Here is a 22,746-nt window from a genome sequence, read left to right on the forward strand (position 1 = left end):
GAGGGATGACAGGATGACCGCGATGGATGCGAACAGACTGCTGCGCGAGGATGGCGAAGAACGCCGTCTGGGGATCGAGATCGAGCTTGCGGGTATCGAGCTGGATGATATCGCGGCTTGCATCCGCGATACCTTCGGCGGCCATGTCGAGCGCGTCTCTCCCTGCGAGCAGCGGGTGGTGGGCACGGCGTTCGGCGATTTCAAGCTCGAGCTGGACCTGAGCTACCTCAAGCAGCTCGGTCGCGAGCAGAGTCACGGCCACAGCAGCGAGCTGGAGCAGTTCGCCACCGAGGCGCTGGCCGCGGTGGCGAAGAACCTGGTGCCGTTCGAGGTGGTGGCGCCGCCGGTGGCGATATCGCGACTGGCGGAGCTGGAGCAGCTGACGAAGGCATTGCGCGAAGCCGGCGCGCTGGGCACCCGCAGCGCCGCGCGCTACGCCTTTGGCGTGCACTACAACCCGGAGCTGCCGGCGACCGATATCGCCACCGTGCTGCGCTACTTCAAGGCCTACCTGTGCCTGCACGACTGGCTGGCCGCCCGCGAACGGACCGATCTGGTGCGGCGCCTGAGCACCTTTATCCAGCCGTTCTCGCGTGACTACTGTCGTCACGTCCTCGATCCCGGTTACTGGCCCGATCAGGACGCCTTTATCGACGACTACCTGGCCTGGAATCCGAGCCGCAACCGCTCCCTCGATCTGCTGCCGTTGCTGGCCTGGCTGGATTCCGATCGCGTGCGTGCGGCGCTTCCGGACGAAAAGATCAGCAAACGGCCGACGCTGCACTACCGTTTACCCAACTCCGATATCGACAACCCCGAGTGGTCGCTGCTCGATGCCTGGAACGACTGGCTGCAGGTGGAGTCGCTGGTTGGGGACGCGGAACGGCTCGACGACCTTTGCCGGCGCTATCTGCAGCATTTTTCCCGGCTGGCGCCGCAATTGCTGGCGCCCTGGGCGGAACGGGTGGAACCCTGGTTGTGCGACCCGTCATAGGCGTCACCGGTCCCGACCACCGCTTCGCGCCGGCCTGGTGGGCCACGCGCCTGGCCGTGAGTCTGACCGGAGGCCGGGCACTGCGGCTGACCCCGTTATCCTATCAGCAGCACAGCCACGACAAGCTTCAGGGGCTGATCATCGGTGGCGGCGACGATATCGATCCGAGCCTCTATGGCGGCCAGGACGACGGCAAGGCACCGATCGATCCGGATCGCGACCGCTTCGAGATAGAGATGATCGAGCACGCGCTACAGACCCAGCTACCGCTTATGGGCATCTGTCGCGGCGCCCAGCTGATCAACGTGGTGCTCGGCGGTTCCCTGTTCGGCGACATTCGCGGCATGCGCAGCCGGACCTCCAATTTTCGCACGCCACTGCCACGCAAGACCGCGCTCGGCATCGAGTGCCGGCGGCTGTCACAGATTCTCGGCAGCCGGCGCTGGCGTATCAACAGTCTGCACCATCAGGCGATCGACCGTCTGGGCGACGGTATAGTGGTGGCCGCACGGGATCTCGACGGCTTCGTTCAGGCGGTGGAGTGCGAGCAGGGGCGCGAGATCATCGGCGTGCAGTGGCATCCTGAGTACCTGCCGTACCTGTCGACCCAGCGGCGCCTTTTCCGCCACCTGGTCGACTGCGCCCGCAGGTCCAAGCCGGAGTCGCTGGATGAATAATGCTTGAATATTTTCTTCTATTTGCCGGCGCTTTCGCCGCGGCGACGATTCTGCCTTTCTATTCCGAGGTTTACCTTGCGGCGCTGCTGATGGAACGGCCCGAACAGTGGCCGCTTTTGTGGCTGGTGGCGACGCTGGGCAACACCGGCGGCGCTGTGGTGAACTGGTGGCTGGGCCGGTTTATGCTGCACTATCAGGACCGGCGCTGGTTTCCGGCCAGGAAGCAGGAACTGGAGCGGGCGCAGCGCTGGTTCCAGCGTTTCGGCGTCTGGAGCCTGCTGCTGGCCTGGCTGCCGATCGGTGGCGATGCGCTGACCTTTATCGGGGGGCTGATGAAGGTGCGCCTCGATCTTTTCATCGCCCTCGTCGCCATCGGCAAGGGCCTGCGCTATCTGGTGGTGATCCTGTTCGCCGATGCGCTGCTGTTTTGAGTGATGGGTTACGCGTGACGGGTTACGCGTTACGTGTCACGCATTTTCCAATACGTCATCCACCCAGGACAGGGCCGCCATCACCGCCGGAAAACCGATGGTGCTGACGAGCAATAGCAGTGCATGGCGGATTTCGTCGTCGCTGGCGCCGGCATCGCGGGCGCGGCGGGCGTGGCTGTGCACGGCGCCTTCCGAGCGGGAGCTGGCGGCGGCGGCAAGCTGGATCAGCTGGGCGCTCTTGTCGTCGAGTGGGCCTTCGTCCCGTGCCGCCTGCCCGAGCGCATCGATGGCGCCGGCGAGGTGCTTGTAGCGGCTGCGAAAGCGGACGTAATTCTGCGGAAGCTGCTTTTCGGCCATGGCGGGATCTCGGGTTATCAAGCCATTAAGGCTTATCGCAAGTTAGCGGGAAGAAACCGTAATTTTCGGCGATGATGATGGGTTATGCCGCCGTCGGGGCTCGGTTGCAATTGCGCAGATCGTGCGGATGGCGACGTCACCCATTGTACAGCTTAGCAGCTTTGGCTGGCTGCGCCGGCAACGGCGGCTTTGCGGCGCGGGCGGGCCGCCACAAGGCAGCCGAGCAGCGCCAGACCCAGCACTGGCCAGACGCCCAGACGCTGATAGGGGGTCAGCCCCTGCATGCCCTGAACCTCGCCGGACAGCAGCGCCGGCTGGTAGCGCGCCGCTTGCGCATGGACGCGGCCGTCCGGAGCGACCAGCGCGCTGATGCCGTTATTGGTGGCTCGGATCAGCCAGCGGCCGGTTTCCAGCGCGCGCATCCGGGCGATCTGCAGATGCTGGTCCGGAGCGAAGGAGCGGCCGAACCAGGTATCGTTCGAGACCGTCAGCAGCAGGTCGGCATCGAGACTTTCGCGTCGCACCAGCTCCGGATAGGCGATTTCGTAGCAGATGGCGGCGCCGATGCGGTGATCGCGAAACGGCAACGGTCCCTGTTCTTCGCGGGGCAGGCTGAAGCTCGACATCGGCAGGTCGAAGAAGTCGATCAGTCCGCGCAGCAACCCTTCCAGCGGCACGTATTCACCGAAGGGCACCAGCCGCTGCTTGTGATAAACCGCCGTCTGTGGCGCCAGCAGGGCCAGGCTGTTGTGGAAAATACGTCGCGACGGATCGGACGGGTCCTGCAGGATCGACGGCAGGCCCGCGATCAGGCCGGTATCGCTGTGCTTCAGTTCGCGCAGGAAAGCCGCCAGGTGCGGTTCGGCCTGATCCAGAGTGGTCGGGATCGCGGTTTCCGGCCAGACCAGCAGGTCGACAGGTCCGAACTCGCGGCTGAGTGTTTCGTAACGCAGCAGAATGTCGGGCAGCAGTCCGCGCCGCCATTTCAGCTCCTGCGGGATATCCGCCTGCACCAGGCCGACCCTGAGCGGCTCGCCAACCGGTCGGGTCCAGTGGGATGGCAGCAGCAAAGGCCCGAGCAGCACCAGGCTGATCAGCCCGGCGGGCAGAATACGCTTTTGTGGGAGGCGCGTAGCCAAACTTAGGGGTACTTTTCCACCGCGCGGAGCCCTATCCATTCGCCGCGAGGCGCGGCTCCCACAGGCGCCGGTCCTGCGGGGAGATGGCGGGTTCGATTGCGTTTCGTAGGAGCGACGCCCCGTCGCGAATTCTTGTGCAGCGGTGCCGGATCGCCTCGGGGCGAGGTTCCTGCGGTGCTGCGAGCGCGGTGCCAGCAGCAGCTGGGCGCCGCCGACGCCGATCAGCAGCGCCGCCAGGCTGGCCGCCCAGACGCCGCCCAGCGGCGCCCAGGCCGCCAGCGGGGTATCCAGCAACGGGTATCCGAGGAAGAGCCAGGGAAAGCCGGTCAGCAGCCAGCTGCGTATCCATTCCCAGATGACCCACAGGCCGATGAATCCGAGCCAGTGGCCACTGCGACCGAACAGACGGCCGTAAAGCCAGCTCTGGGCCGCCATGAACAGCGCCATGCCGGCGACGAAGCCCGCCGTCAGCAGGCCCGCCAGCGGCACCGTGGCGTTGCCATAGGTATGGATGCTGACATAGACCCAGGAGGTGCCGACGCCATAGAAGCCAAGGCCGTAGATCCAGCCGAGCCAGCCGCTGCGCGCGGCACTCTGGCCGCGCAGCGTGAGCCAGAACAGCGCCGGCATGACCAGCACCAGCGGCCAGAGACCGAAGGGCGCGAATGCCAGCGGCGTCAGGGCGCCGGCGAGCAGGGCGGCAAGCGCCCGCGGCCAGAAGGACATTGGGCTTGATGTCGCTGTCATATCGCGGGCTTGTCTCAACGGCCTTTGCGGCTGACCTGCAGCAGGCGTATGCGGCGGTTGTCGGCCGCCAGTACCTTGCAGGTGAAGTCGTCGAGCTCGACGCTCTCGTCCTTGCGCGGCAGGTGGCCGAAGCGCTGGGTCACCAGGCCGCCGATGGTGTCGAAGTCGTCATCCGGCAGGCCGACATCGAAGTACTCGTTGAAGTCCTCGATCGGCGTCAGTGCCTTGACGATATAGCCGTTGTCGTCGAACGGACGGATGTTGCCGTCGTCGTCGTCGATATCGGTCTCGTCCTCGATCTCGCCGACGATCTGCTCGAGCACGTCCTCGATGGTGATGAGGCCGGCGACGCCGCCGTACTCGTCGACCACCACCGCCATATGGTTGCGGTTGGCGCGGAATTCCTGCAGCAGGGTGTTGAGACGCTTGGATTCCGGGATCACCGTTACCGGCCGCAGGGCGTTGCGAATGTCGAAGCTGTCGCAGTTGTCCTCCAGGATCAGCGGCAGCAGCTCCTTGGCCAGCAGGATGCCGAGCACATCGTCGGGGCTTTCGCCGATCACCGGGAAACGGGAGTGGGCGCTGGAGATGATCACCGGCAGGAAATCGCGCGGAGACTGTTCCACCTGCACGACCACCATCTGGGATCGGGGGACCATGACGTCGCGCACCTGCATGTCCGACACCTGCATCGCGCCCTCGATGATACCAAGGGCCTCGGAGGTGAGGATGTTGTCTTCGACGGATTCGCGCAGCAGGTACAGCAGGTCGTCACGGGTTCTGGGTTCGTCGGTCAGGGCCTGGGCAAGCCGGCCCAACCAACTTCGGGGTTGGCCTCCCGATTTGTCAACGCTCATCAAGGGTCCTCTGCTAGCGTTCCTGGTAGGGGTCTGGAATGGAAAGGCTTTCGAGGATCCGCCGCTCAAGCGACTCCATCTCCTCGGCGTCCTCATCATTTATATGATCGTAGCCAAGCAGATGCAAGGTTCCGTGGATGACCATGTGGGCCCAGTGGTGTGGCTCGGGTTTATGCTGTTCCACCGCTTCGTCAGCGACCACCTCGGCGCAGATCACCAGATCGCCGAGCAGGTCGAGCGGGACACTCTCGGGCACCTCGAACGGGAAGGAGAGCACGTTGGTGGGCCTGTCCTTGCCGCGATACTGGTGGTTGAGCGCCCGGCTTTCGTCGGCATCGACGATACGGATGCAGATTTCGCCGCCGTCGCGGCGCCCGTCGAGCGCCGCGTCGACCCACTGCTGAAGCTGCGCCTGTGATGGCAGCCCGGGCCTGTCGGTACCGATCTGCAACTCGATATCGGCACTCACGGTCTCGCGGCTCCCATGGCGTTGTTCTGCGACTCTTCTGACAGTTGCTCGAAGCGGTCGTAGGCTTCGACGATGTGCTGCACCAGCGGGTGGCGCACCACGTCCTTGGCCGAGAAGTGGGTAAAGCCGATGCCCTTGACGCCGTCCAGCACGCGCATCGCATGCAGCAGGCCGGACTGGGTATTGCGCGGCAGGTCGACCTGGGTGATGTCACCGGTGATGACCGCGGTGGAGCCGAAGCCGATGCGGGTCAGGAACATCTTCATCTGTTCGCGGGTGGTGTTCTGGCTTTCGTCGAGGATAACGAAGGAGCCGTTGAGCGTGCGGCCGCGCATGTAGGCCAGCGGTGCCACCTCGATGACATTGCGCTCGATCAGCTTGGTCACGCGTTCGAAGCCGAGCATTTCATAGAGCGCGTCGTACAGCGGACGCAGATAGGGATCGACCTTCTGCGCCAGGTCCCCGGGCAGGAAACCGAGCTTCTCGCCGGCCTCCACCGCCGGGCGCACCAGCAGAATGCGGCTGATTTCTTCGCGCTCCAGCGCCTCGACCGCGCAGGCCACCGCCAGATAGGTCTTGCCGGTGCCGGCCGGGCCTATGCCGAAGTTGATATCGTAGTCGCGGATCGCGCGCACATACGCCTGCTGGTTGGCGCCGCGCGGACGGATATGAACCTTCTTGGTGCGGATGCTGACTTCGGCATCGTTCGTTTCGAGACGGTTCTGCAGCTGTTCGACACCGGACTGCTGCAATTGCAGGTGCACCGCATCCGGTGTCAGCTGCACGCCCCTGGTGGCATCCTGGTAAAGACGTTCGAGGATCTCGGCGACGACCTTGACGATCTCCAGATCGCCAATCAGCTGAAAATGATTGCCGCGATTGCGGATCTCGATATGCAGGCGTTGCTCGATCAGCTTGAGGTGTTCGTCGAACTGGCCGCAGAGGTTGGCCAGGTGTTCGGGATTGTCGGGTTCGAGGGTGACTTTAAGCGTTTGCGCAGTGTTCAAGTTCTCTCCTGTCGTCCGGGCGGCCTCGCCGCCCGGTCACGAGTGCGGTGTTCAGTGGGTTTGATCCAGCTCCGAGCTGATCAGTTCCCCGCGCAGCGAGTTGGCATAGGCTTCGACAATACGAACATCCGCGAAGCGACCGATCAGATCGGGATTGTCGCAGCGGAAGTTTACCACCCGGTTATTCTCGGTGCGGCCCGACAGCTCGCCCGGGTCTTTCTTGGAATAACCGTTGACCAGTATACGCTGGTTGCTGCCGACCATGCGACGACTGATCTGCATGGCCTGGGCAATGATGCGGTCCTGCAGAATCTGCAGGCGCTGCTTCTTGGTCTCATCGGAGACGGTATCCGGCAGGTCCGCGGCGGGCGTGCCGGGACGGCGGCTGTAAACGAAGCTGAAGGAGTGGTCGAAGCCGATCTCCTGAATCAGATTCATGGTGGCTTCGAAATCGGCGTCGCTCTCGCCGGGGAAGCCGATGATGAAGTCGGACGAGAAGCTGATGTCCGGGCGCAGCTTGCGAATGCGGCGCAGTTTGGACTTGTACTCCAGCGCGGTATGGCCGCGCTTCATCGCCATCAGAATGCGGTCGGAGCCGCTCTGAACCGGCAGATGCAGGTGGCTGACCAGCTCGGGCACTTCGGCGTAGACGTCGATGAGACTGTCGCTGAACTCCACCGGGTGAGAGGTGGTGAAGCGGATACGGTCGATGCCGTCGATGCCGGCGATCAGGCGGATCAGCTCGGCCAGGTCCGCGGTGTCGCCATCATGGGTGGCGCCGCGATAGGCGTTGACGTTCTGGCCCAGCAGGTTGACCTCGCGCACGCCCTGTTCGGCCAGTTCGACGCATTCGGCGATGACGTCGTCGAGCGGACGGCTGACTTCCTCGCCCCGGGTGTAGGGGACGACGCAGAAAGTACAGTACTTGCTGCAGCCTTCCATCACTGAAACGAAAGCTTCGGCGCCTTCGACCTTCGGCGCCGGGAGGTGGTCGAACTTCTCGATTTCAGGGAAGCTGACGTCGACCACGCCTTTCTGGCCCTGATGTGTCAGGTCGATCATCTCCGGCAGGCGGTGCAGCGTCTGCGGGCCGAAGATCATGTCGACGTAGGGCGCGCGCTGATAAATGGCCTCACCTTCCTGGCTGGCGACACAGCCGCCGACCCCGATCACCAGATCCGGATTGCGTTCCTTGAGCTTGCGCCAGCGGCCCAGCTGATGAAAAACCTTTTCCTGGGCTTTTTCACGGATGGAACAGGTGTTGAGCAGCAGGACATCCGCGTCGTCGGGGTTGTCGGTCAGCTCGAGTTCATGGCTCTCGCCGAGCAGGTCCGCCATGCGGGCGGAATCGTACTCGTTCATCTGGCAGCCATGGGTTTTGATAAACAGCTTTTTCGCCATCTCTCACCTGTATCTGGTTGATCTGTTGCGTCGTCGGCCCGGTGTTGACGGTGCGGCATTTGCGGGCGCAGGCGTCGGGGTTTTGGCCGGCCCGAGACCCGCCCCCCGAAAAGGACCGCGCATTATACTGAAAGCTGAGGGGGCTGGCCAGAATTTGAGCAGCCTTGTAACTTGCCGGGGCGCCCCCATTATGAGTGCATGGAATTCAATGTTTTGAGCGAGATCGATTAGCAATGGCCAGTGACGATCGCATGTACCGGGTCCAGTTCGTCAACCAGGATCAGGTGTACGAACTATACGCCCGGCATGTCTACCAGAGTGAGATGTGGGGCTTTATCGAAGTGGAAGCGTTTGTCTTCGGCAATCGCTCCGAGGTGCTGGTGGACCCGGGCGAGGAGAAGCTGAAAAAGCAGTTTGGCGACGTCAAGCGATCGTTTATCCCGATGCAGGCGATCATCCGCATCGACGAGGTGCAGCACGAGGGCGTGCCGCGGATCAGCGAGGCGAAGGGCACCGTCACCGCCTTTCCGGTGGCGGTGCCGCCGCGCGGCAGCAAGTAGTTCCGGAGCACCTGCGCAGCCGCCTGCAGGCAGCCGGGCAGGCGCCCCGACAGATGATTACTGAGGCTGGCTTTGCTGCTGCGCCACGACGTTTTCGAGGCGGCAGCTGTTGTTCAGCGCCGGATCGATAATGTCGCCGAGGCGGGTTTCGTTGTAGTACTCGTTGGCGCCGTCCATATAGATGATTTCGACGCCCTCGACTTCGAAGCAGGCCAGATCGTTGCTCTGCCAGATCTTGTCCCATTTGTGATCGGTGGCGGGCTTGAACGGCTCGAACGGGCCTGCGACTCTCAGCCAGGCGGTGGGACGGTTGGTTTTCTTGGCGCGCACCACCCGGCCCTTGCTGTCATAGGCCGTGGTCTTGAACATCACGAACTGCAGCCGCTCGGCGGACACGTTGCTGAAGTTGATATGGGCATCGGTCAGGCCGCCGCGGCTCGGCTTGCCCGGCTTGAACCCGTGAACCTGTACCACCGGTTCCTTGAGCTTCTTCACTTTGACCACAGGTTCCGGTTCGGGGACCGGTTCGGGCTTCTTGCTGAACAGACTGTTGCAGCCGGCAATTGCAGTGGAGCAGGTTACAAGCAACAGTAGTTTCCAGGGTTTCATCTGACCAGGCTCCTGTTTACTTCCTGAAACGGTTGTATATCCATACGGAATTATTGTTGATCCTTATATCGGCGTTTGCCGGATCAAGCTGATTGAAATTTATGCAAGTTCCATTCTGCACCAGCTTTGGCCCGATTGTCGCACGATGCGAGCCAGTCTTGAACTGTCGCTTAATGGCGGCAAAAAAATATCATCGTTCGGGCAGGCCCAGCAGGGTTTTGGCCGGACGGCCGGGGATCTCCCGCGCCAGGCGCGGTACCAGGAAGCCCGGCAGTTCGGCCTGCAGCGCCAGCATCAGCCGGCGCGCCTCATCATCCGGTACGTCGAAGTGGGCGGCGCCGGCGACGGCATCCAGCACGAACAGGTAGTAGGGCAGTACGCCGGCCGCGAACAGGCGCTCGCTGAGGTCCTGCTGCGCCGCTACGCTGTCGTTGACGCCGCGCAGCAGCACCGCCTGATTGAGCAGGGTGACGCCGGCGCGGCGCAGACGTTCGAGCGCCTGTTCGACCTCGTCGTCGATCTCGTTGCCGTGATTGACGTGCAACACCATCACCGGTCGCAGCCGGCTGGAGGTGAGGGTATCGACGAGGCTGTCGGTCACGCGCTGCGGAATCACCACCGGCAGACGGCTGTGGATGCGCAGGCGCGTGAGGTGCGGGATCTCGCCGAGGTCGGCGATAAAGCGCGCCAGCCGGCGGTCGCTGGTCGCCAGCGGGTCGCCGCCGGAGAAAATCACTTCGTTGACCTCGGGGTGCGCGCGCAGATAGCCGAGCACCTCGCGCCACTGCTCCGGGCCCAGCCGGTTGTCGTCATAGGGGAAATGGCGGCGAAAGCAGTAGCGGCAGTTGATGGCGCAGGCCCCGCTCAGAATAAGCAGCACCCTTCTTTTGTACTTGTGAATCAGACCGTCACGGCGATTGGCGTTCGCCTCGGCGAGCGGGTCGCTGACGAAACCGGGCACCGGAATGCGTTCGGCGCCGAGCGGCAGTACCTGACGCAGCAGCGGGTCCTCCGGGTCGCCCTTGCGGATGCGCCGCAGGTAGGGTATCGGAATACGCAGCGGAAAATCGCCGGCAGCCTCAAGGGCCGGAGCCAGCAGCTCGTCCGGCAGCGCCAGCTGACGCAGCAGTTCGGCAGGGTCGTCAAGGGTGTGACTGAGCAGCGACTGCCAGTCGTCGAGTTGGGTCAGGGGGAGGTTCAAGGCACGTCCGGACACGGGAATTTGCTCGCATTCTCCTTTCAAGTAGAATAGCTGTCAATTTTCGGGCCCGCGCCCGTATCAATCCATGCTCATCAAGCTCCCGAGTCCTACCGAATATGGCAAATTATTCCGCGAACCAGTTCAAGAATGGCCTGAAAATCATGCTGGACGGTGATCCGTGCACCATGACCGACGTCGAATTCGTCAAGCCCGGCAAGGGGCAGGCGTTCACCCGCGTCAAGATGCGCAACCTGATCACCGGCCGTACCTGGGAGAAGACCTTCAAGTCCAACGAATCGGCCGAAGGCGCCGACGTCATGGATCGGGATATGGAGTTCCTCTACTTCGACGGTGAAATGTGGCACTTCATGGAGCCGGCATCGTTCGAACAGTACGCCGCCGACAAGAATGCCGTGGGCGACAGCCATCAGTGGCTCAAGGAACAGGATCGTTGCATGATCACCCTGTGGAACGACAACCCGATTTCCGTGACGCCGCCGAACTTCGTCGAGCTGGAAGTGACCGAAACCGATCCGGGCCTCAAGGGCGACACCGCCCAGGGCGGCTCCAAACCGGCGACTCTGAGCACCGGCGCCGTGGTCCGCGTGCCGCTGTTCGTCGAGGTGGGAGATGTACTGCGCATCGATACCCGTACCGGCGAATACGTCAGCCGCGCCTGATTTTTCGCGGTACCGCCCCTTCGCAACGGCAGCTTCGGCTGCCGTTGCCCGTTAAGGATGGGCGGTGACCATTTTGCTTTTGCAACAAGGCTGTTTCAGCCATCCCCCGGCGGTCTGCGCCACATGTTCCTGCACTGGCGACATCCAAACGGTAGTAACGATGACTTCAGAACACTGGCGCCCGAGTGCGCCGATCGATAACCTGCGCCGTCGCGCCGAGATTCTTGGCCGCATCCGGAGTTTCTTCGCCCACCGCGATGTGATGGAGGTGGACACCCAGCAGCTGTCGCACCGGGCCGTTAGCGATCCCTTTATCGACTCGATCGAAGCGCAGTTCCGGCCTACGCCGGAATCGCCGGCGCAGAGTCTGTACCTGCAGACTTCGCCGGAGTATGCCATGAAGCGGCTGCTGGCTGCAGGTGCCGGCGCCATCTATCAGCTTGGCAAGGTTTTCCGCAACGGAGAGGTGGGCGGGCGTCACAATCCGGAGTTCACCATGCTGGAGTGGTATCGTCCCGGTCTTGACGACTTCGCCTTGATGGACGAGGTCGAGGCGCTGGTAGCGGCGGTTCTGCCGGGCTTTGCTCCGGAACGCCTCAGCTACCGGACTCTGTTCGAGCGCGAGCTCGGCATCGATCCGCACCGTGCGAGCCTGACGCAGCTGCAGGCCGTTTGCCGCAACCATCTGGATGCGGATTTCGAGGACGACAGCCGGGACACCTGGCTCAATCTGCTGATGTCGCATGTGATCGAACCGCGGCTGGAGGGCGGCGTCTTCGTCCACGATTTCCCGGCGTCGCAGTCGGCGCTGGCGCGGGTGCGTGAGGACGCCACCGGCACCCGTGTCGCAGCCCGTTTCGAACTCTTTATCGATGGCATGGAGATCGCCAACGGCTACCACGAGCTGACCGACAGCGCCGAACAGGCGCGCCGGCTCGAGGCAGACCAGCGCTGCCGCAGTGAACTCGGCCTGCCGCAGCGGCCGCTGGAAACCCGCCTGGTGGCGTCGCTGGAGGCCGGCCTGCCGGAGTGCGCCGGCGTCGCCCTCGGCGTCGACCGACTGGTCATGCTGGCGCTCGGCACCCGTTCGATCCGGGATGTGATCGCCTTTCCGTTCGACCTCGCATAGTTGGTTACGGGTTACGGGTTACGGGTTACGGGTTACGGGTTACGTGGGATCATCAACCTCACGCCACCCCCTGAACCTCCCCGAAGCCACGAACCGGAGGATGGGTCTAGCGATGCAATGGCAGTTTCTCGGCCGGTCAATGATAGGTCAGGGCATCGCGTAACCCGTCAAATCGATCGCAGTACAGATCGATTGGTGTCGGTTGGCAGAGCCTCACCCGAAACCACTCGAATGGCACGTTTCGTTACACTCAAGGTGCCCTACGACTGGCAGCGGGTAGGATGGGACAAGCGATGCATCGGCACAGACGTACCGCTTCCGCGTCGCTCGGGCATCGCGGCCCCATCATATCGATCGCAGGACAGATCGATTGGGGCCGGTTGGCAGAGCGTTGGGCGTCACCCGTTACGCCGGCAGCGAATTGAGCATGGCGCTGCGGATGCGGTGCACCGCTTCTTCCAGCAGCCCGCGCGGGCAGCCGAAGTTGAGGCGCATGTAGCGGTCGTCGCCGAAATCGCGGCCCGGCGACAGGCCGACGCCGGCCTGTTCGAAGAAGTGCGCGGGGTTTTCCAGCTTGGCGGCGGAAATGTCGATCCAGGCCAGGTAGGTGGCCTCGACCGGCTCCATATGCAGCCCCGGTATCTGGTTGATCTCCGACACCAGGTAGTCGCGATTGGCGCGCAGGTACTCGAGTTGGCGCCGGTTCCAGTCATCGCCGTCGCGGTAGGCCGCGAGCGCTGCGGTATAGCCGAGCAGGTTGACACCCGGCACGATGCCCTTGCGCACCCGACGGAAGGCGCGGCGCAGCTCCGGGTCCGGGATGATGGCGAAGGAGCAGCCAAGTCCGGCGATGTTGTAGGTCTTGCTCGGCGCCATCAGTGTAATGGTACGCGCCTCGATGGCAGGTCCGAGGGATGCCAGCGGAACGTGACTGAGTTCTGGCTCCAGAATCAGGTCGCAATGAATCTCGTCGGAGCAGATCACCAGGTCGTGCGCCTCGGCGATCGCCGCCAGACGCGCCAGTTCCTCGCGCCGGTAGACGGCCCCGCCCGGGTTGTGCGGATTGCAGAACAGCAGTAGCCGGCTGTCCGGCTCGATAGCCGCCTCCAGCGCATCGAAGTCGATCAGCCAGCGATGGCCCTGCTGCTGCATCGGCACGGTGATCAGCTGGCGGGAGCTGAACCTCGGGGCCGACATGAAAGGCGGATAGACCGGCTTGGGCACCAGCACGCTGTCGTCATCCCGACCGACGGCGCGGCAACTGAGGTTGAGTCCGCAGACCAGCCCCGGCAGCCAGACCAGCCAGTCCGGCTCGATATGCCATCCGTAAAGCTGCTGCAGCCGCGCGATGACCCGCTCCACCAGTTCATCCGGCGTGTTGGTATAGCCGAAGACGCCGTGATCGATGCGCTGCCGCAGGGCCTCGATGACCGCTGGCGGCGACATGAAGTCGGTGTCTGCCACCCACATTGGCAGGATTTCGGTGTTGCGGTATTTTTCCCATTTCTCGCTGGCGGTATCGCGCCGGTCGATAATACGGTCGAAATTCTCAGGGGCCATGGTACACCCGTCGTTTCTGTTGCATCGAAGGCACCTGTCGAGAGGTCCCTTTGGCATTGTAGCGGCCGCGGGTTGCAAATGGCCAAGGCGGCGTTTAAGTTACCGCCACGAATCCCGCGCGCAGCGCCCGTGCCGGCCCAGGCCGACGTTCTCCTTCCCGCCGGTTTGGCTGTATTCTTAATTCAGGCACGACGTCGGTGGTCGGGCAATCCATTTGGAGCATTTCCGATGAGCGATAACAACAGAGTCATTATTTTCGATACTACCCTGCGCGACGGCGAGCAGAGCCCCGGCGCCTCCATGACCCGGGACGAAAAGCTGCGTATCGCCCGGCAGCTGGAAAAAATGCGCGTCGACGTCATCGAGGCGGGCTTCGCCATCGCCAGCCCCGGCGATTTCGAGGCGGTCAAGGCGATCGCCGATACCGTGAAAGACAGCACCATCTGCTCGCTTTCCCGCGCCCTCGACACCGATATCGACCGGGCCGGCGAGGCGCTGCGCGGGGCCAACAGCGGCCGTATCCATACCTTTATCGCCACTTCGCCGATCCATATGAAGTACAAGCTGCAGATGGAGCCGGATCGCGTGGTGGAGCAGGCGGTACGGGCGGTAACCCGGGCGCGGGGCCTGATCGACGACGTCGAGTTCTCCCTCGAGGACGCCAGCCGTTCCGAGTTCGACTTCATGTGCCGCATCATCGAGCGGGTCATCGATGCCGGCGCGCGCACCATCAATATCCCCGATACCGTCGGTTACGCGGTACCGGAGGAGTTCGCCACCACCATGCGACGCCTGCTCGAGACCATTCCCAACGCCGACAAGGCGGTGTTCTCGGTGCACTGCCACAACGACCTGGGCCTCGCGGTGGCCAACTCCCTGGCGGCGGTTTCCGCCGGGGCGCGTCAGGTGGAGTGTACCGTCAACGGTCTCGGCGAGCGTGCCGGCAACGCCTCCCTCGAGGAAATCGTCATGGCGCTGCGAACCCGCCGCGACTGCCTGGGGCTGGAAACCAATATCGATACCACCCAGATCGTGCCGGCGTCGAAGCTGGTTTCCAGCGTGACCGGTTTCCCGGTGCAGCCGAACAAGGCAATCGTCGGCGCCAACGCTTTCGCCCACGAATCCGGCATCCACCAGGATGGCGTGCTGAAGCACCGCGAGACCTACGAAATCATGACCGCCGAAGACGTCGGCTGGAACACCAACCGCATGGTCCTGGGCAAGCATTCGGGTCGCAACGCCTTCCGCACCCGTCTCGAGGAGCTGGGTACCAGCTTTGCATCCGACGCCGAGCTCAATACCGCCTTCGCGCGTTTCAAGGAGCTGGCGGACAAGAAGCACGAAATCTTCGACGAGGACCTGATGGCGCTGGTGTCCGATGCCCGCGCCATTGCCAACAACGAGAAGTACCAGCTCAGCAGCCTCAGGGTCACTTCCCAGACCGGCGAGGTGCCGGAAGCATTGGTGACGCTGAGCATCGGCGGTGTCGAGAATACCTCGGTGTCCGAGGGCTCGGGGCCGGTCGACGCCACCTTCAAGGCGATCGAGGCAATGGTCCATTCCGGTGCCAGCCTCGAGCTCTACTCCGTCAACGCCATCACCAGCGGCACCGACTCCCAGGGTGAGGTGACGGTTCGCCTCGAGCTGGGCGGCAGGATCGTCAACGGGCTCGGCGCCGACACCGACATCATCATCGCCTCGGCGAAAGCGTATGTGCATGCGCTCAACATGCTCGACGCCAACGTCCAGAAAGCGCATCCGCAGGTCTGAACCGGTCGATGATTCAGGAGCAGCGGCGCCATCAGTATCTCGATGCGCTCGGGGTCACCAGTTGGCTGCCCAGGGCGCCGTTGCCGGGCGCCCGCGCGTCCCGGGACTGGGTCTGGGGGTTTCGTCAGGGCGAGAACTCCGTCGGGGAGGGTGACTTCTTCGACGACGACGTTGCCGAGGCTGCGCAGGAGGCGACGGCGGCCCCGTCCGCTCCGCGACCGCAGCCCAGCGGTGTTGGGCGTGCGGCGCTGCTCGACAGCCTCGGCGCAGACGCCGAGGCGCGACCGGCGGCGCCGAAGCCTGCGCCACAGTCGCAGCCACGGGCGCCTGTCGCGCCCAGCGCCGCCCCGGCCCCCGAATCCGCTGCGGCAGCGGCGCCCGTGCCTCTGCCGCCGCTGGCGCCGCAGGACATTCCGCAGTTCAAGCTGGCCTTCCTGCGCCTCGGGGACGTCCTGCTGATCGATTCGTTGCCGCCCCAGTCCCGTGGAGGCCTGACGCCGGCCCATCAGCGCCTGTCGATGGCGCTGGTACGGGCCCTGGGACTTGCCGTGGAACAGCCGCCGACCGCGCAGATGCTCCCCTGGCCCGCGTTTACCAGTCGTACCCTGGATCAGGGCTGGGAGCAGGCCGAGGCGGCGGTGCAGCGCAAGCTCGAACGCATGCTCGAAAGCACTTCGCCACGCTTTGTGCTCCTGCTTGGCGAGACGGCGGCCAGGCTGGTGCTACGCACCCGCGAGGCCGGGGACGGCGTGCGCGGCGTCGTCTTCCGTCCCCGCAGCGACCTGCCGGCCATTGCCACCGCAAGTCTCAGCGAGATGTTGCAGGTGCCGGGCTGCAAGCGCGAGGTCTGGCGTGACCTGCAGCCGTTGATCGGTCTGTTGGCCGATGGCTGAAGTCCGCGCGCTGTCCGCTGCCCACCTGACGGCGCTGAGCCTGCTGGAGGCGAGCAGCTTCGAGCCGCCCTGGAGCGAAACCCTGCTGCAGCGCCAGCTCGGTCAGCCGGGCGGTTTCAATCTTGGACTGTTCGAGGGCGACGAGTTGCTGGCCTTTGCACTGTGCAGTCGCCTGTTCGATGAAGCGGAGCTGCTGCAGATCGCGGTGCAGCCGGCGCGCCGGCGCGAAGGGCTGGGTCGCCAGCTGCTCGAGGAGGTAATGGCGCGTCTGGCCGGGGACGGATGCGAACGGCTTATGCTCGAAGTGCGGGCATCCAATGCCGCCGGGCTCAGCCTCTACCGCATCCTGGGCTTCGCGGAAGACGGCCGGCGAAAAGGCTATTACGCCAGCGGATCCGGCCGCGAGGACGCGGTGCTGATGAGCCGAATACTGTCCGGAACGCCCTGAACCATGAGTATCTCGCAAGGGTTGCTGAGCCCGCTGCTGGTGTGGATCGCTTCTCCGCTTTTCGCGCTGCTGCTGTTGCTGGCGCTGTGGCGTCTGCCGTGGCGGGTGCTGGCGTCGAACCGGCAGCTCCAGCATCTGTTTTTTGGCGCGACCGTTACGCTGATGCTGCTGTGGGTGCTGCGCGCCGGCATCTCACCGGGGCTCGGCATCCACTTCCTTGGCATGACAACGCTGACGCTGATGTTCGGCTGGGACCTGGCCGTGGTCTCGGCAACGCTGGCGTTGCTGGGGATGACGCTGACGGGCCAGGAGAGCTGGGAGGGCTTCGGGCTCAACGGACTCTGCTCGGTGGTGTTGCCGGCGTGGGTCAGCTATGGCCTGTTGTGGCTGGTGGAAGCGAAGCTGCCGAAGAACTTTTTCGTTTATCTCTTTCTCTGCGCCTTCATTGGCGGCGGACTGGCGGTGGCCGTGTCCGGGCTGTCGACGGTACTGCTGCTGTGGCTGGATGGCGTCTACGACTGGTCGCGGCTGTACCGCGAATACGTCATGCTGCTGCCGCTGATCATGTTTCCCGAAGGGCTGCTCAACGGCATTCTGATGACCGGCATGATGGTTTTCTACCCGGACTGGATCCGCACCTTCAATGCCCGGGCGTATATCGATGAACAATAACGGCGTGACGGGTGACGGGTTACGGGTTACGGGTTACGGGTTACGGGTGACCCGTAACCCGTAACCCGTAACCGAATTACCGCCTCACCGGCCTTTTCAGCAGTTTGCGCTGCAGGGTGCGGCGGTGCATGCCCAGCGCCCGGGCGGTGGCGGAGATATTGCCGTCGTGCTCGCTCAGAACCTTCTGAATATGCTCCCATTCGAGCCGGTCCACGGACATCGGCTGGGCCTCGATCTCGGCTTCGACGCGGGCCTCCTGCTGCGACAGCGCGGCGAGGATCTGGTCGGCATCGGCGGGTTTGGGCAGGTACTGGGTGGCGCCGAGCTTGATGGCGTCGACCGCGGTGGCGATGCTGGCGTAGCCGGTCAGCACCAGAATACCCATCTCGCCGGATGCCGCCCGCAGATCCGGAATCAGCGCCAGGCCCGACGCGCCCTCCATCTTCAGGTCGACGGTTGCCAGCACGGGAACCCACTCGCTCAGCAGACGGCGGGCCTCTTCGACGCTGCGTGCGACCTTGACCGCATAGCCGCGGCGGGTCAGGGCGCGGGACAGCACGCGGGTGAAGGTGGCGTCGTCGTCTACGATCAGAAAGGGTGTCGGGTCGGTCATGGCTGTGCTCGTGGCTGGCGGTCGTCGTTGGCGGTTGCCCGGGGCAGGCGGACCTCGGTCAGGGTGCCGCCCTCCGGATCATTGTAGAGGCGCACCTCGCCGTCGAGGCTGGCCAGGGTGCTGGTGGTGAGGAACAGCCCGATCCCCAGGCCCCGCCCCTTGGTGGTAACGAATGGCTTGCCCAGCTCCTCGCTGCGTTCTAGCGGCAGTCCGGGACCACGGTCGCGGATGCGCAGCCAGCAGTCGCGGGCGTCCCACTCCAGGCGGATGTCGATGTTGTCGGGGCAGGCGTCGGCGGCGTTGTTGAACAGGTTCAGCAGGGCCTGGATCAGGGTCGTCTGGCAACGCAGCCACGGCGAGTCTCCGGACGGCTGGTGGCGCGAGAAACTGACCTCCGGTCGCATCAGCAGCCACTGATCGATGACCTCGTCCAGTATCTCGACGAACGGCCTCAGCGGGGCCTGCAGCGGTTCGTCCTGCACCGAGCGGGCCAGGCTCTGCAGCCGGTCGGAGCAGACTGCCACCTGCTGCTGAAGCAGGTGGATATCCTCCAGCAGTTCGCTGTCGTTCCGGTGCTCGATCTCCATTTCCCTCAGCAGCACGCGCATGGTGCCGAGCGGGGTGCCCAGTTCGTGCGCGGTGCCGGCGGCGCTGTTGGCCAGCGCCAGCAGCTGCTGGTCCTCGATGCGTTTCTGCCGGGCCCGCTCCAGGCGCTGCTGCTGCTGCATCAGGCTTTCGTGCATCCGGGCGACGAACCAGCCGATCATCATTACCGTCAGCAGGAAGCTGAGCCACATGCCGGTGATATGCAGATTGAACAGCTTCGGCAGCTGGTGCTGGTGGATATCGGCCAGGTTCCACAGTGGCATATGATGCAGCAGCAGCGAGCCGTAGATGGCGACCACCAGCGCGGCGGTCAGCCAGGTGTAGCGCCAGGGCAGCGTCGTTGCCGCGATGATCAGCGGGATCAGCAGCATGAAAATGAAAGGGTTGGTGGCGCCACCGGTCTGATAGAAGAGGGCGCCGTAGAGCACGGCGTCGGCGGTCAGCTGGCCGAACAGCTCCGGGTTCGTCACCGGCAGCCGGGAGCCGAGGCGTTTGTAGGTCACCACGTTGACCAGCGCCATCGCCAGCAGCGTGGCGCTGGCGAGCCAGTTGTCGATCTGGGTGCGCAGGCCGTAGACCGCGTACAGCAGCAGCAGGCTGAGCCCGAACAGCGCGAAGGTGCGGATGTAGGTCAGTTGCAGCAGTTGCTGGCGGTTGCCGAACAAGGCCGGATCTCCAGAGTGCGAAAGACGCCCAGTATACCGCGAGGGGAAGAAAGTTCGCCCACGGAGTGGGCTCCTACGAATGCCGGAAGGGTTGTAGGAGCCCGGTCTCCGGGCGAAGCGGTGCTATCAGTCGGCCGTTGCGAGTGCAGGTTCCGACTCGGGTGTCTTCTGTCTGCTGAAGTAGCGCATCACCAGTACGAAGAACAGCGGCACGAAGAAGATCGCCAGCACCGTTGCGCTGATCATGCCGCCCATCACGCCGATGCCGATGGCGTTGCGGCTGCCGGCGCCGGCGCCGCTGCTGATCGCCAGCGGCAGCACGCCGAGGATAAAGGCAAGGGATGTCATCAGGATCGGCCGCAGGCGCAGGCGCGACGCCTCGACCACCGACTCGAACAGCCCCTTGCCCTGGTCATGCAGCTGCTTGGCGAACTCAACGATCAGGATGGCGTTCTTGGCCGACAGGCCGATGGTGGTGAGCAGGCCGACCTGGAAGTAGACGTCGTTCGACAGGCCGAAGAGGCTGGCGGCGACAATGGCGCCGAGCACGCCCAGCGGTACCACCAAGATGACCGCGAAGGGCACCGACCAGCTTTCGTACAGCGCGGCCAGGCAGAGGAACACCACCAGGATCGACAGTGCGTACAGCAGCGGTGCCTGATCGCCGGCCATGCGCTCCTGGAACGACAGCCCGGTCCACTCGATGCCGACGCCGTCCGGCAGCTGATCGACGATGCGCTCGATCGCGGCCATGGCGTCGCCGGTGCTCATGCCGGGAGCGGCCTGGCCGACGATATTGATCGCCGGTATACCGTTGTAGCGTTCCAGACGCGGCGAGCCGAAGCTCCATTCGCTGCGGGCGAAGGCGTCGAAGGGCACCATTTCGCCATTGCTGTTGCGCACGTGCCAGAGCTTGAGGTCTTCGGCGTTCATGCGAAAGGGCGCGTCGGCCTGCAGGTACACCTTCTTGACGCGGCCCCGGTCGATGAAATCGTCGACATAGGCCGAGCCCCAGGCGATCGACAGCGCCGAGTTGATATCGGCGATGCTCAGACCCTGCGCCATGGCGCGGTCGTAGTCGATCTCGATCCGAAGCTGGGGGGTGTCATTGAGACCGTTGGGCCGCACCTGGACCAGCGCCGGATCCTGGGCCGCCATGCCGAGCAGCTGGTTACGGATCTCGGTCATACGCTCGTGGCCCAGATTGCCCCGGTCCTGCAGGTAGAAGTCGAAACCGCTGCCGGTACCGAGCTCCGGAATCGCCGGCACGTTGAAGGCGAAGGCCTGGGCTTCCTTGATCTGCATCAGGAAGCCCATGGTGCGCCCGATAATGGCATTGGCGCTGGCCTGGGGCGTCTTGCGCTCACTCCAGTCCTTCAGCTTGACGAAGGCGATACCGGCATTCTGACCGCTGCCGGCGAAGCTGAAGCCGGATACGGTCAGTACCGATTCGATGTAGTCCGACTCTGCCTCCAGCAGGTGGTCGCGGGCATTCGCCATCACGGCTTCCGTCCGCTCCAGCGACGCCCCTGCCGGCAGCTGCACCAGTGCCAGGAATACGCCCTGATCCTCCTCCGGCAGGAAGGAGCTTGGCAGACGCACGAACAGCAGCGCCAGCACCGCTACCAGCGCCAGGTAGACCGCCGTAACGCGGACCGGGCGGCGTACCAGGCTGCCGACACCGCGCTTGTAGCCTTCGGTACTGCGGTCGAAGTTACGATTGAACCAGCCAAAGAAGCCGCGTTTGCTGCCGTGCTGCCCCGACTTGAGCAGCGTGGCGCACAGCGCCGGTGTCAGAATCAGCGCGACCAGCACCGACAGCGCCATCGCCGAAACGATGGTGACGGAGAACTGGCGATAGATGGCACCGGTGGAGCCGGTGAAGAACGCCATGGGGACGAAAACCGCGGAGAGTACCAGGGCAATGCCGATCAGGGCGCTGGTGATCTGCGACATCGACTTGCGGGTGGCCTCGCGTGGGGACAGTCCCTCTTCGGCCATGATGCGTTCGGCGTTCTCGACCACCACGATGGCGTCGTCGACCAGCAGACCTATCGCCAGCACCATGCCGAACATCGTCAGGGTGTTGATCGAGAAGCCGAGCGCCGCCATGACGCCGAAGGTGCCGAGCAGCACGACCGGCACCGCGATGGTCGGAATCAGGGTGGCGCGGAAGTTCTGCAGGAACAGGTACATGACCAGGAACACCAGCAGAATGGCTTCGAACAGGGTTTGCACCACTTCTTCGATGGATATCTTGATAAAGGGTGTGGTGTCGTACGGGTAAACCACCTCGACGCCGTCCGGGAAGTAGGCGGAAAGTTCCGAGATGCGTTCGCGAACCCGCTCGGAGGTATCCAGTGCATTGGCGCCGGTGGCGAGTTTGATCGCCGCCGCCGCCGTCGGCTGGCCGTTGTAACGCGCGTCGACGCCGTAGCTGTCGGAGCCGAGTTCGATACGCGCCACATCCTTGAGGTACACGCGGGAACCGGCGGGGGTCACGCGCAACACCAGGTTGCGGAACTCCTCGACACTCTGTTTGCGGCTCTGGCCGGTGATGGTGGCGGTGAACTGCTGGCCCTCGACCGCCGGCTGTGCGCCGACCGCGCCGACCGACACCTGGCTGTTCTGGGCCGCAATGGCGGCCTGCACATCCTGCGGTGTCAGGCTGAAGCTGGTGAGCTTGTGCGGATCGAGCCAGATGCGCATCGCGTACTGGCCGCCGAACTGGGTCACGTCACCGACACCGCTGACGCGGCTGAGCGGCTCGCGCAGGTTGGACGCCACATAGTCGCCAAGGTCCTCGCGACTCATGCGCCCGTCGGTGGAAATCAGCGAGACCACCATCAGGAAGCTGCTCGACGACTTGGACACGTCGAGGCCCTGCTGCTGAACCGCGGCCGGAAGCTGGGTGGTGGCGGCCTGGAGCTTGTTCTGGACCTGCACCTGGGCGATGTCCGGATCGGTGCCGGCCGCGAAGGTAAGGGTCACGCTGGCCGCGCCGGTCGAGTCGCTGGTGGAGGACATGTACATCAGGTTGTCGAGCCCGGTCATGTTCTGCTCGATGACCTGGGTGACGGATTCCTCCAGAGCCTTGGCCGATGCACCCGGGTAGGTGGCGGTGATGGTCACTGCAGGCGGCGCGATACTCGGGTACTGAGCCACCGGCAGCTTGAGAATCGAAAGGCCGCCGGCGAGCATGATGACGATGGCGATGACCCAGGCGAAAATGGGTCTGTCGATGAAATACCTGGCCATGGT

At 64.1% G+C, this 22,746-nt stretch carries 22 protein-coding genes; 10 read left to right on the top strand and 12 right to left on the bottom strand.

Going from position 1 to position 22,746, the window contains the following annotated elements; all coding sequences use genetic code 11:
• The first annotated feature begins 22 nt into the window (after positions 1–22).
• From IEX85_RS05630 to IEX85_RS05640, 3 genes are read left to right on the top strand one after another with little or no spacing between them, the layout of a single operon-like run.
• Positions 23–994: an amidoligase family protein gene (locus IEX85_RS05630; protein ID WP_229721801.1), complete on the top strand. Its 972-nt coding sequence runs from the start codon at positions 23–25 to the stop codon at positions 992–994.
• The gene (locus IEX85_RS05635) at positions 979–1,671 is read left to right on the top strand and encodes a gamma-glutamyl-gamma-aminobutyrate hydrolase family protein (protein ID WP_188859252.1); all 693 of its coding nucleotides are present in this window, start codon (positions 979–981) and stop codon (positions 1,669–1,671) included. The genes IEX85_RS05630 and IEX85_RS05635 overlap by 16 nt, the downstream gene beginning before the upstream one ends.
• Positions 1,671–2,102, top strand: coding sequence for a YqaA family protein (locus IEX85_RS05640; RefSeq protein ID WP_188859254.1), 432 nt, complete (start codon positions 1,671–1,673; stop codon positions 2,100–2,102). The genes IEX85_RS05635 and IEX85_RS05640 overlap by 1 nt, the downstream gene beginning before the upstream one ends.
• A gap of 36 nt (positions 2,103–2,138) precedes the next feature.
• Here the strand turns inward: IEX85_RS05640 and IEX85_RS05645 are convergent, their stop codons facing one another.
• From IEX85_RS05645 to miaB, 6 genes are all read right to left on the bottom strand, one after another.
• On the bottom strand, positions 2,139–2,459 hold the full coding sequence (locus IEX85_RS05645; protein WP_188859256.1) for a carboxymuconolactone decarboxylase family protein: 321 nt from the start codon (positions 2,457–2,459) through the stop codon (positions 2,139–2,141).
• 152 nt (positions 2,460–2,611) lie between these two features.
• Complete coding sequence (lnt, locus tag IEX85_RS23955; protein WP_229721802.1) at positions 2,612–4,324, bottom strand: apolipoprotein N-acyltransferase; 1,713 nt, start codon at positions 4,322–4,324, stop codon at positions 2,612–2,614.
• Between the two features lie 35 nt (positions 4,325–4,359).
• Positions 4,360–5,202: a CorC family transporter gene (locus IEX85_RS05655; RefSeq protein WP_188859264.1), complete on the bottom strand. Its 843-nt coding sequence runs from the start codon at positions 5,200–5,202 to the stop codon at positions 4,360–4,362.
• A gap of 13 nt (positions 5,203–5,215) precedes the next feature.
• Complete coding sequence (gene ybeY / locus IEX85_RS05660) at positions 5,216–5,671, bottom strand: rRNA maturation RNase YbeY (protein WP_188859266.1); 456 nt, start codon at positions 5,669–5,671, stop codon at positions 5,216–5,218.
• On the bottom strand, positions 5,668–6,678 hold the full coding sequence (locus tag IEX85_RS05665; RefSeq protein ID WP_188859268.1) for a PhoH family protein: 1,011 nt from the start codon (positions 6,676–6,678) through the stop codon (positions 5,668–5,670). The genes ybeY and IEX85_RS05665 overlap by 4 nt, the downstream gene beginning before the upstream one ends.
• Positions 6,679–6,729: 51 nt before the next feature.
• On the bottom strand, positions 6,730–8,079 hold the full coding sequence (miaB, locus tag IEX85_RS05670) for a tRNA (N6-isopentenyl adenosine(37)-C2)-methylthiotransferase MiaB (protein WP_188859270.1): 1,350 nt from the start codon (positions 8,077–8,079) through the stop codon (positions 6,730–6,732).
• Between the two features lie 233 nt (positions 8,080–8,312).
• Here miaB and IEX85_RS05675 point away from each other — a divergent pair, with 233 nt between their 5' ends.
• A complete protein-coding gene (locus IEX85_RS05675) occupies positions 8,313–8,639 on the top strand; it encodes a DUF1820 family protein (protein ID WP_188859271.1) in 327 nt (108 codons plus the stop codon).
• A 57-nt stretch (positions 8,640–8,696) separates the two neighbouring features.
• Here IEX85_RS05675 and IEX85_RS05680 read toward each other — a convergent pair whose 3' ends face one another.
• Positions 8,697–9,248 (bottom strand): hypothetical protein, encoded by a 552-nt coding sequence (locus IEX85_RS05680; RefSeq protein WP_188859273.1) that lies wholly within the window; start codon positions 9,246–9,248, stop codon positions 8,697–8,699.
• Positions 9,249–9,438: 190 nt separating this feature from the next.
• Positions 9,439–10,449 carry an EF-P beta-lysylation protein EpmB gene (epmB, locus tag IEX85_RS05685; RefSeq protein ID WP_188859275.1) on the bottom strand — a complete coding sequence of 337 codons (1,011 nt, stop codon included), beginning with the start codon at positions 10,447–10,449 and terminating at the stop codon, positions 9,439–9,441.
• Positions 10,450–10,565: 116 nt separating this feature from the next.
• On the opposite strand from epmB, the gene efp reads away from it, so the two are divergent.
• Positions 10,566–11,129 carry an elongation factor P gene (gene efp / locus IEX85_RS05690; protein WP_188859277.1) on the top strand — a complete coding sequence of 188 codons (564 nt, stop codon included), beginning with the start codon at positions 10,566–10,568 and terminating at the stop codon, positions 11,127–11,129.
• A 160-nt stretch (positions 11,130–11,289) separates the two neighbouring features.
• Positions 11,290–12,258 (top strand): EF-P lysine aminoacylase EpmA, encoded by a 969-nt coding sequence (gene epmA / locus IEX85_RS05695; protein ID WP_188859278.1) that lies wholly within the window; start codon positions 11,290–11,292, stop codon positions 12,256–12,258.
• A gap of 405 nt (positions 12,259–12,663) precedes the next feature.
• Here epmA and IEX85_RS05700 read toward each other — a convergent pair whose 3' ends face one another.
• Positions 12,664–13,818: a MalY/PatB family protein gene (locus tag IEX85_RS05700; protein WP_188859280.1), complete on the bottom strand. Its 1,155-nt coding sequence runs from the start codon at positions 13,816–13,818 to the stop codon at positions 12,664–12,666.
• 228 nt (positions 13,819–14,046) lie between these two features.
• Between IEX85_RS05700 and IEX85_RS05705 the strand changes: the two genes are divergently transcribed.
• Genes IEX85_RS05705 through IEX85_RS05720 form a run of 4 tightly spaced genes read left to right on the top strand, consistent with a single transcriptional unit; the run spans position 14,047 to position 17,601 of the window.
• Positions 14,047–15,588, top strand: coding sequence for a 2-isopropylmalate synthase (locus tag IEX85_RS05705; RefSeq protein ID WP_188859282.1), 1,542 nt, complete (start codon positions 14,047–14,049; stop codon positions 15,586–15,588).
• A gap of 8 nt (positions 15,589–15,596) precedes the next feature.
• Positions 15,597–16,481, top strand: a complete 885-nt coding sequence (locus IEX85_RS05710; protein WP_188859284.1) for a uracil-DNA glycosylase family protein — start codon at positions 15,597–15,599, stop codon at positions 16,479–16,481.
• Positions 16,474–16,929, top strand: coding sequence for a ribosomal protein S18-alanine N-acetyltransferase (rimI, locus tag IEX85_RS05715; protein ID WP_188859286.1), 456 nt, complete (start codon positions 16,474–16,476; stop codon positions 16,927–16,929). Before IEX85_RS05710 ends, rimI begins: the two co-directional genes overlap by 8 nt.
• 3 nt (positions 16,930–16,932) lie before the next feature.
• Positions 16,933–17,601 carry an energy-coupling factor ABC transporter permease gene (locus IEX85_RS05720; RefSeq protein WP_188859294.1) on the top strand — a complete coding sequence of 223 codons (669 nt, stop codon included), beginning with the start codon at positions 16,933–16,935 and terminating at the stop codon, positions 17,599–17,601.
• 76 nt (positions 17,602–17,677) lie between these two features.
• Here IEX85_RS05720 and IEX85_RS05725 read toward each other — a convergent pair whose 3' ends face one another.
• From IEX85_RS05725 to IEX85_RS05735, 3 genes are all read right to left on the bottom strand, one after another.
• Positions 17,678–18,214, bottom strand: a complete 537-nt coding sequence (locus IEX85_RS05725) for a response regulator transcription factor (RefSeq protein WP_188859297.1) — start codon at positions 18,212–18,214, stop codon at positions 17,678–17,680.
• The gene (locus tag IEX85_RS05730) at positions 18,211–19,485 is read right to left on the bottom strand and encodes an ATP-binding protein (protein WP_188859299.1); all 1,275 of its coding nucleotides are present in this window, start codon (positions 19,483–19,485) and stop codon (positions 18,211–18,213) included. Before IEX85_RS05730 ends, IEX85_RS05725 begins: the two co-directional genes overlap by 4 nt.
• Before the next feature lie 126 nt (positions 19,486–19,611).
• Complete coding sequence (locus IEX85_RS05735) at positions 19,612–22,743, bottom strand: efflux RND transporter permease subunit (RefSeq protein ID WP_188859302.1); 3,132 nt, start codon at positions 22,741–22,743, stop codon at positions 19,612–19,614.
• Positions 22,744–22,746 lie beyond the last annotated feature (3 nt).

Origin of the sequence: Marinobacterium nitratireducens (assembly GCF_014645375.1) — a bacterium.
GTDB classification, from domain to species: Bacteria; Pseudomonadota; Gammaproteobacteria; order Pseudomonadales; family Balneatricaceae; genus Marinobacterium_A; species Marinobacterium_A nitratireducens.

What these genes read in the sequence shown, in the direction of transcription:
- IEX85_RS05630 (WP_229721801.1), top strand. Translation starts at nt 23, where the DNA reads ATGGATGCGAACAGACTGCTGCGCGAGGATGGCGAAGAACGCCGTCTG.
- IEX85_RS05640 (WP_188859254.1), top strand. Translation starts at nt 1,671, where the DNA reads ATGCTTGAATATTTTCTTCTATTTGCCGGCGCTTTCGCCGCGGCGACG.
- IEX85_RS05645 (WP_188859256.1), bottom strand. Translation starts at nt 2,459, where the DNA reads ATGGCCGAAAAGCAGCTTCCGCAGAATTACGTCCGCTTTCGCAGCCGC.
- lnt (WP_229721802.1), bottom strand. Translation starts at nt 4,324, where the DNA reads ATGTCCTTCTGGCCGCGGGCGCTTGCCGCCCTGCTCGCCGGCGCCCTG.
- IEX85_RS05655 (WP_188859264.1), bottom strand. Translation starts at nt 5,202, where the DNA reads ATGAGCGTTGACAAATCGGGAGGCCAACCCCGAAGTTGGTTGGGCCGG.
- miaB (WP_188859270.1), bottom strand. Translation starts at nt 8,079, where the DNA reads ATGGCGAAAAAGCTGTTTATCAAAACCCATGGCTGCCAGATGAACGAG.
- IEX85_RS05675 (WP_188859271.1), top strand. Translation starts at nt 8,313, where the DNA reads ATGGCCAGTGACGATCGCATGTACCGGGTCCAGTTCGTCAACCAGGAT.
- IEX85_RS05680 (WP_188859273.1), bottom strand. Translation starts at nt 9,248, where the DNA reads ATGAAACCCTGGAAACTACTGTTGCTTGTAACCTGCTCCACTGCAATT.
- efp (WP_188859277.1), top strand. Translation starts at nt 10,566, where the DNA reads ATGGCAAATTATTCCGCGAACCAGTTCAAGAATGGCCTGAAAATCATG.
- epmA (WP_188859278.1), top strand. Translation starts at nt 11,290, where the DNA reads ATGACTTCAGAACACTGGCGCCCGAGTGCGCCGATCGATAACCTGCGC.
- IEX85_RS05700 (WP_188859280.1), bottom strand. Translation starts at nt 13,818, where the DNA reads ATGGCCCCTGAGAATTTCGACCGTATTATCGACCGGCGCGATACCGCC.
- IEX85_RS05705 (WP_188859282.1), top strand. Translation starts at nt 14,047, where the DNA reads ATGAGCGATAACAACAGAGTCATTATTTTCGATACTACCCTGCGCGAC.
- IEX85_RS05710 (WP_188859284.1), top strand. Translation starts at nt 15,597, where the DNA reads ATGATTCAGGAGCAGCGGCGCCATCAGTATCTCGATGCGCTCGGGGTC.
- rimI (WP_188859286.1), top strand. Translation starts at nt 16,474, where the DNA reads ATGGCTGAAGTCCGCGCGCTGTCCGCTGCCCACCTGACGGCGCTGAGC.
- IEX85_RS05720 (WP_188859294.1), top strand. Translation starts at nt 16,933, where the DNA reads ATGAGTATCTCGCAAGGGTTGCTGAGCCCGCTGCTGGTGTGGATCGCT.
- IEX85_RS05725 (WP_188859297.1), bottom strand. Translation starts at nt 18,214, where the DNA reads ATGACCGACCCGACACCCTTTCTGATCGTAGACGACGACGCCACCTTC.
- IEX85_RS05735 (WP_188859302.1), bottom strand. Translation starts at nt 22,743, where the DNA reads ATGGCCAGGTATTTCATCGACAGACCCATTTTCGCCTGGGTCATCGCC.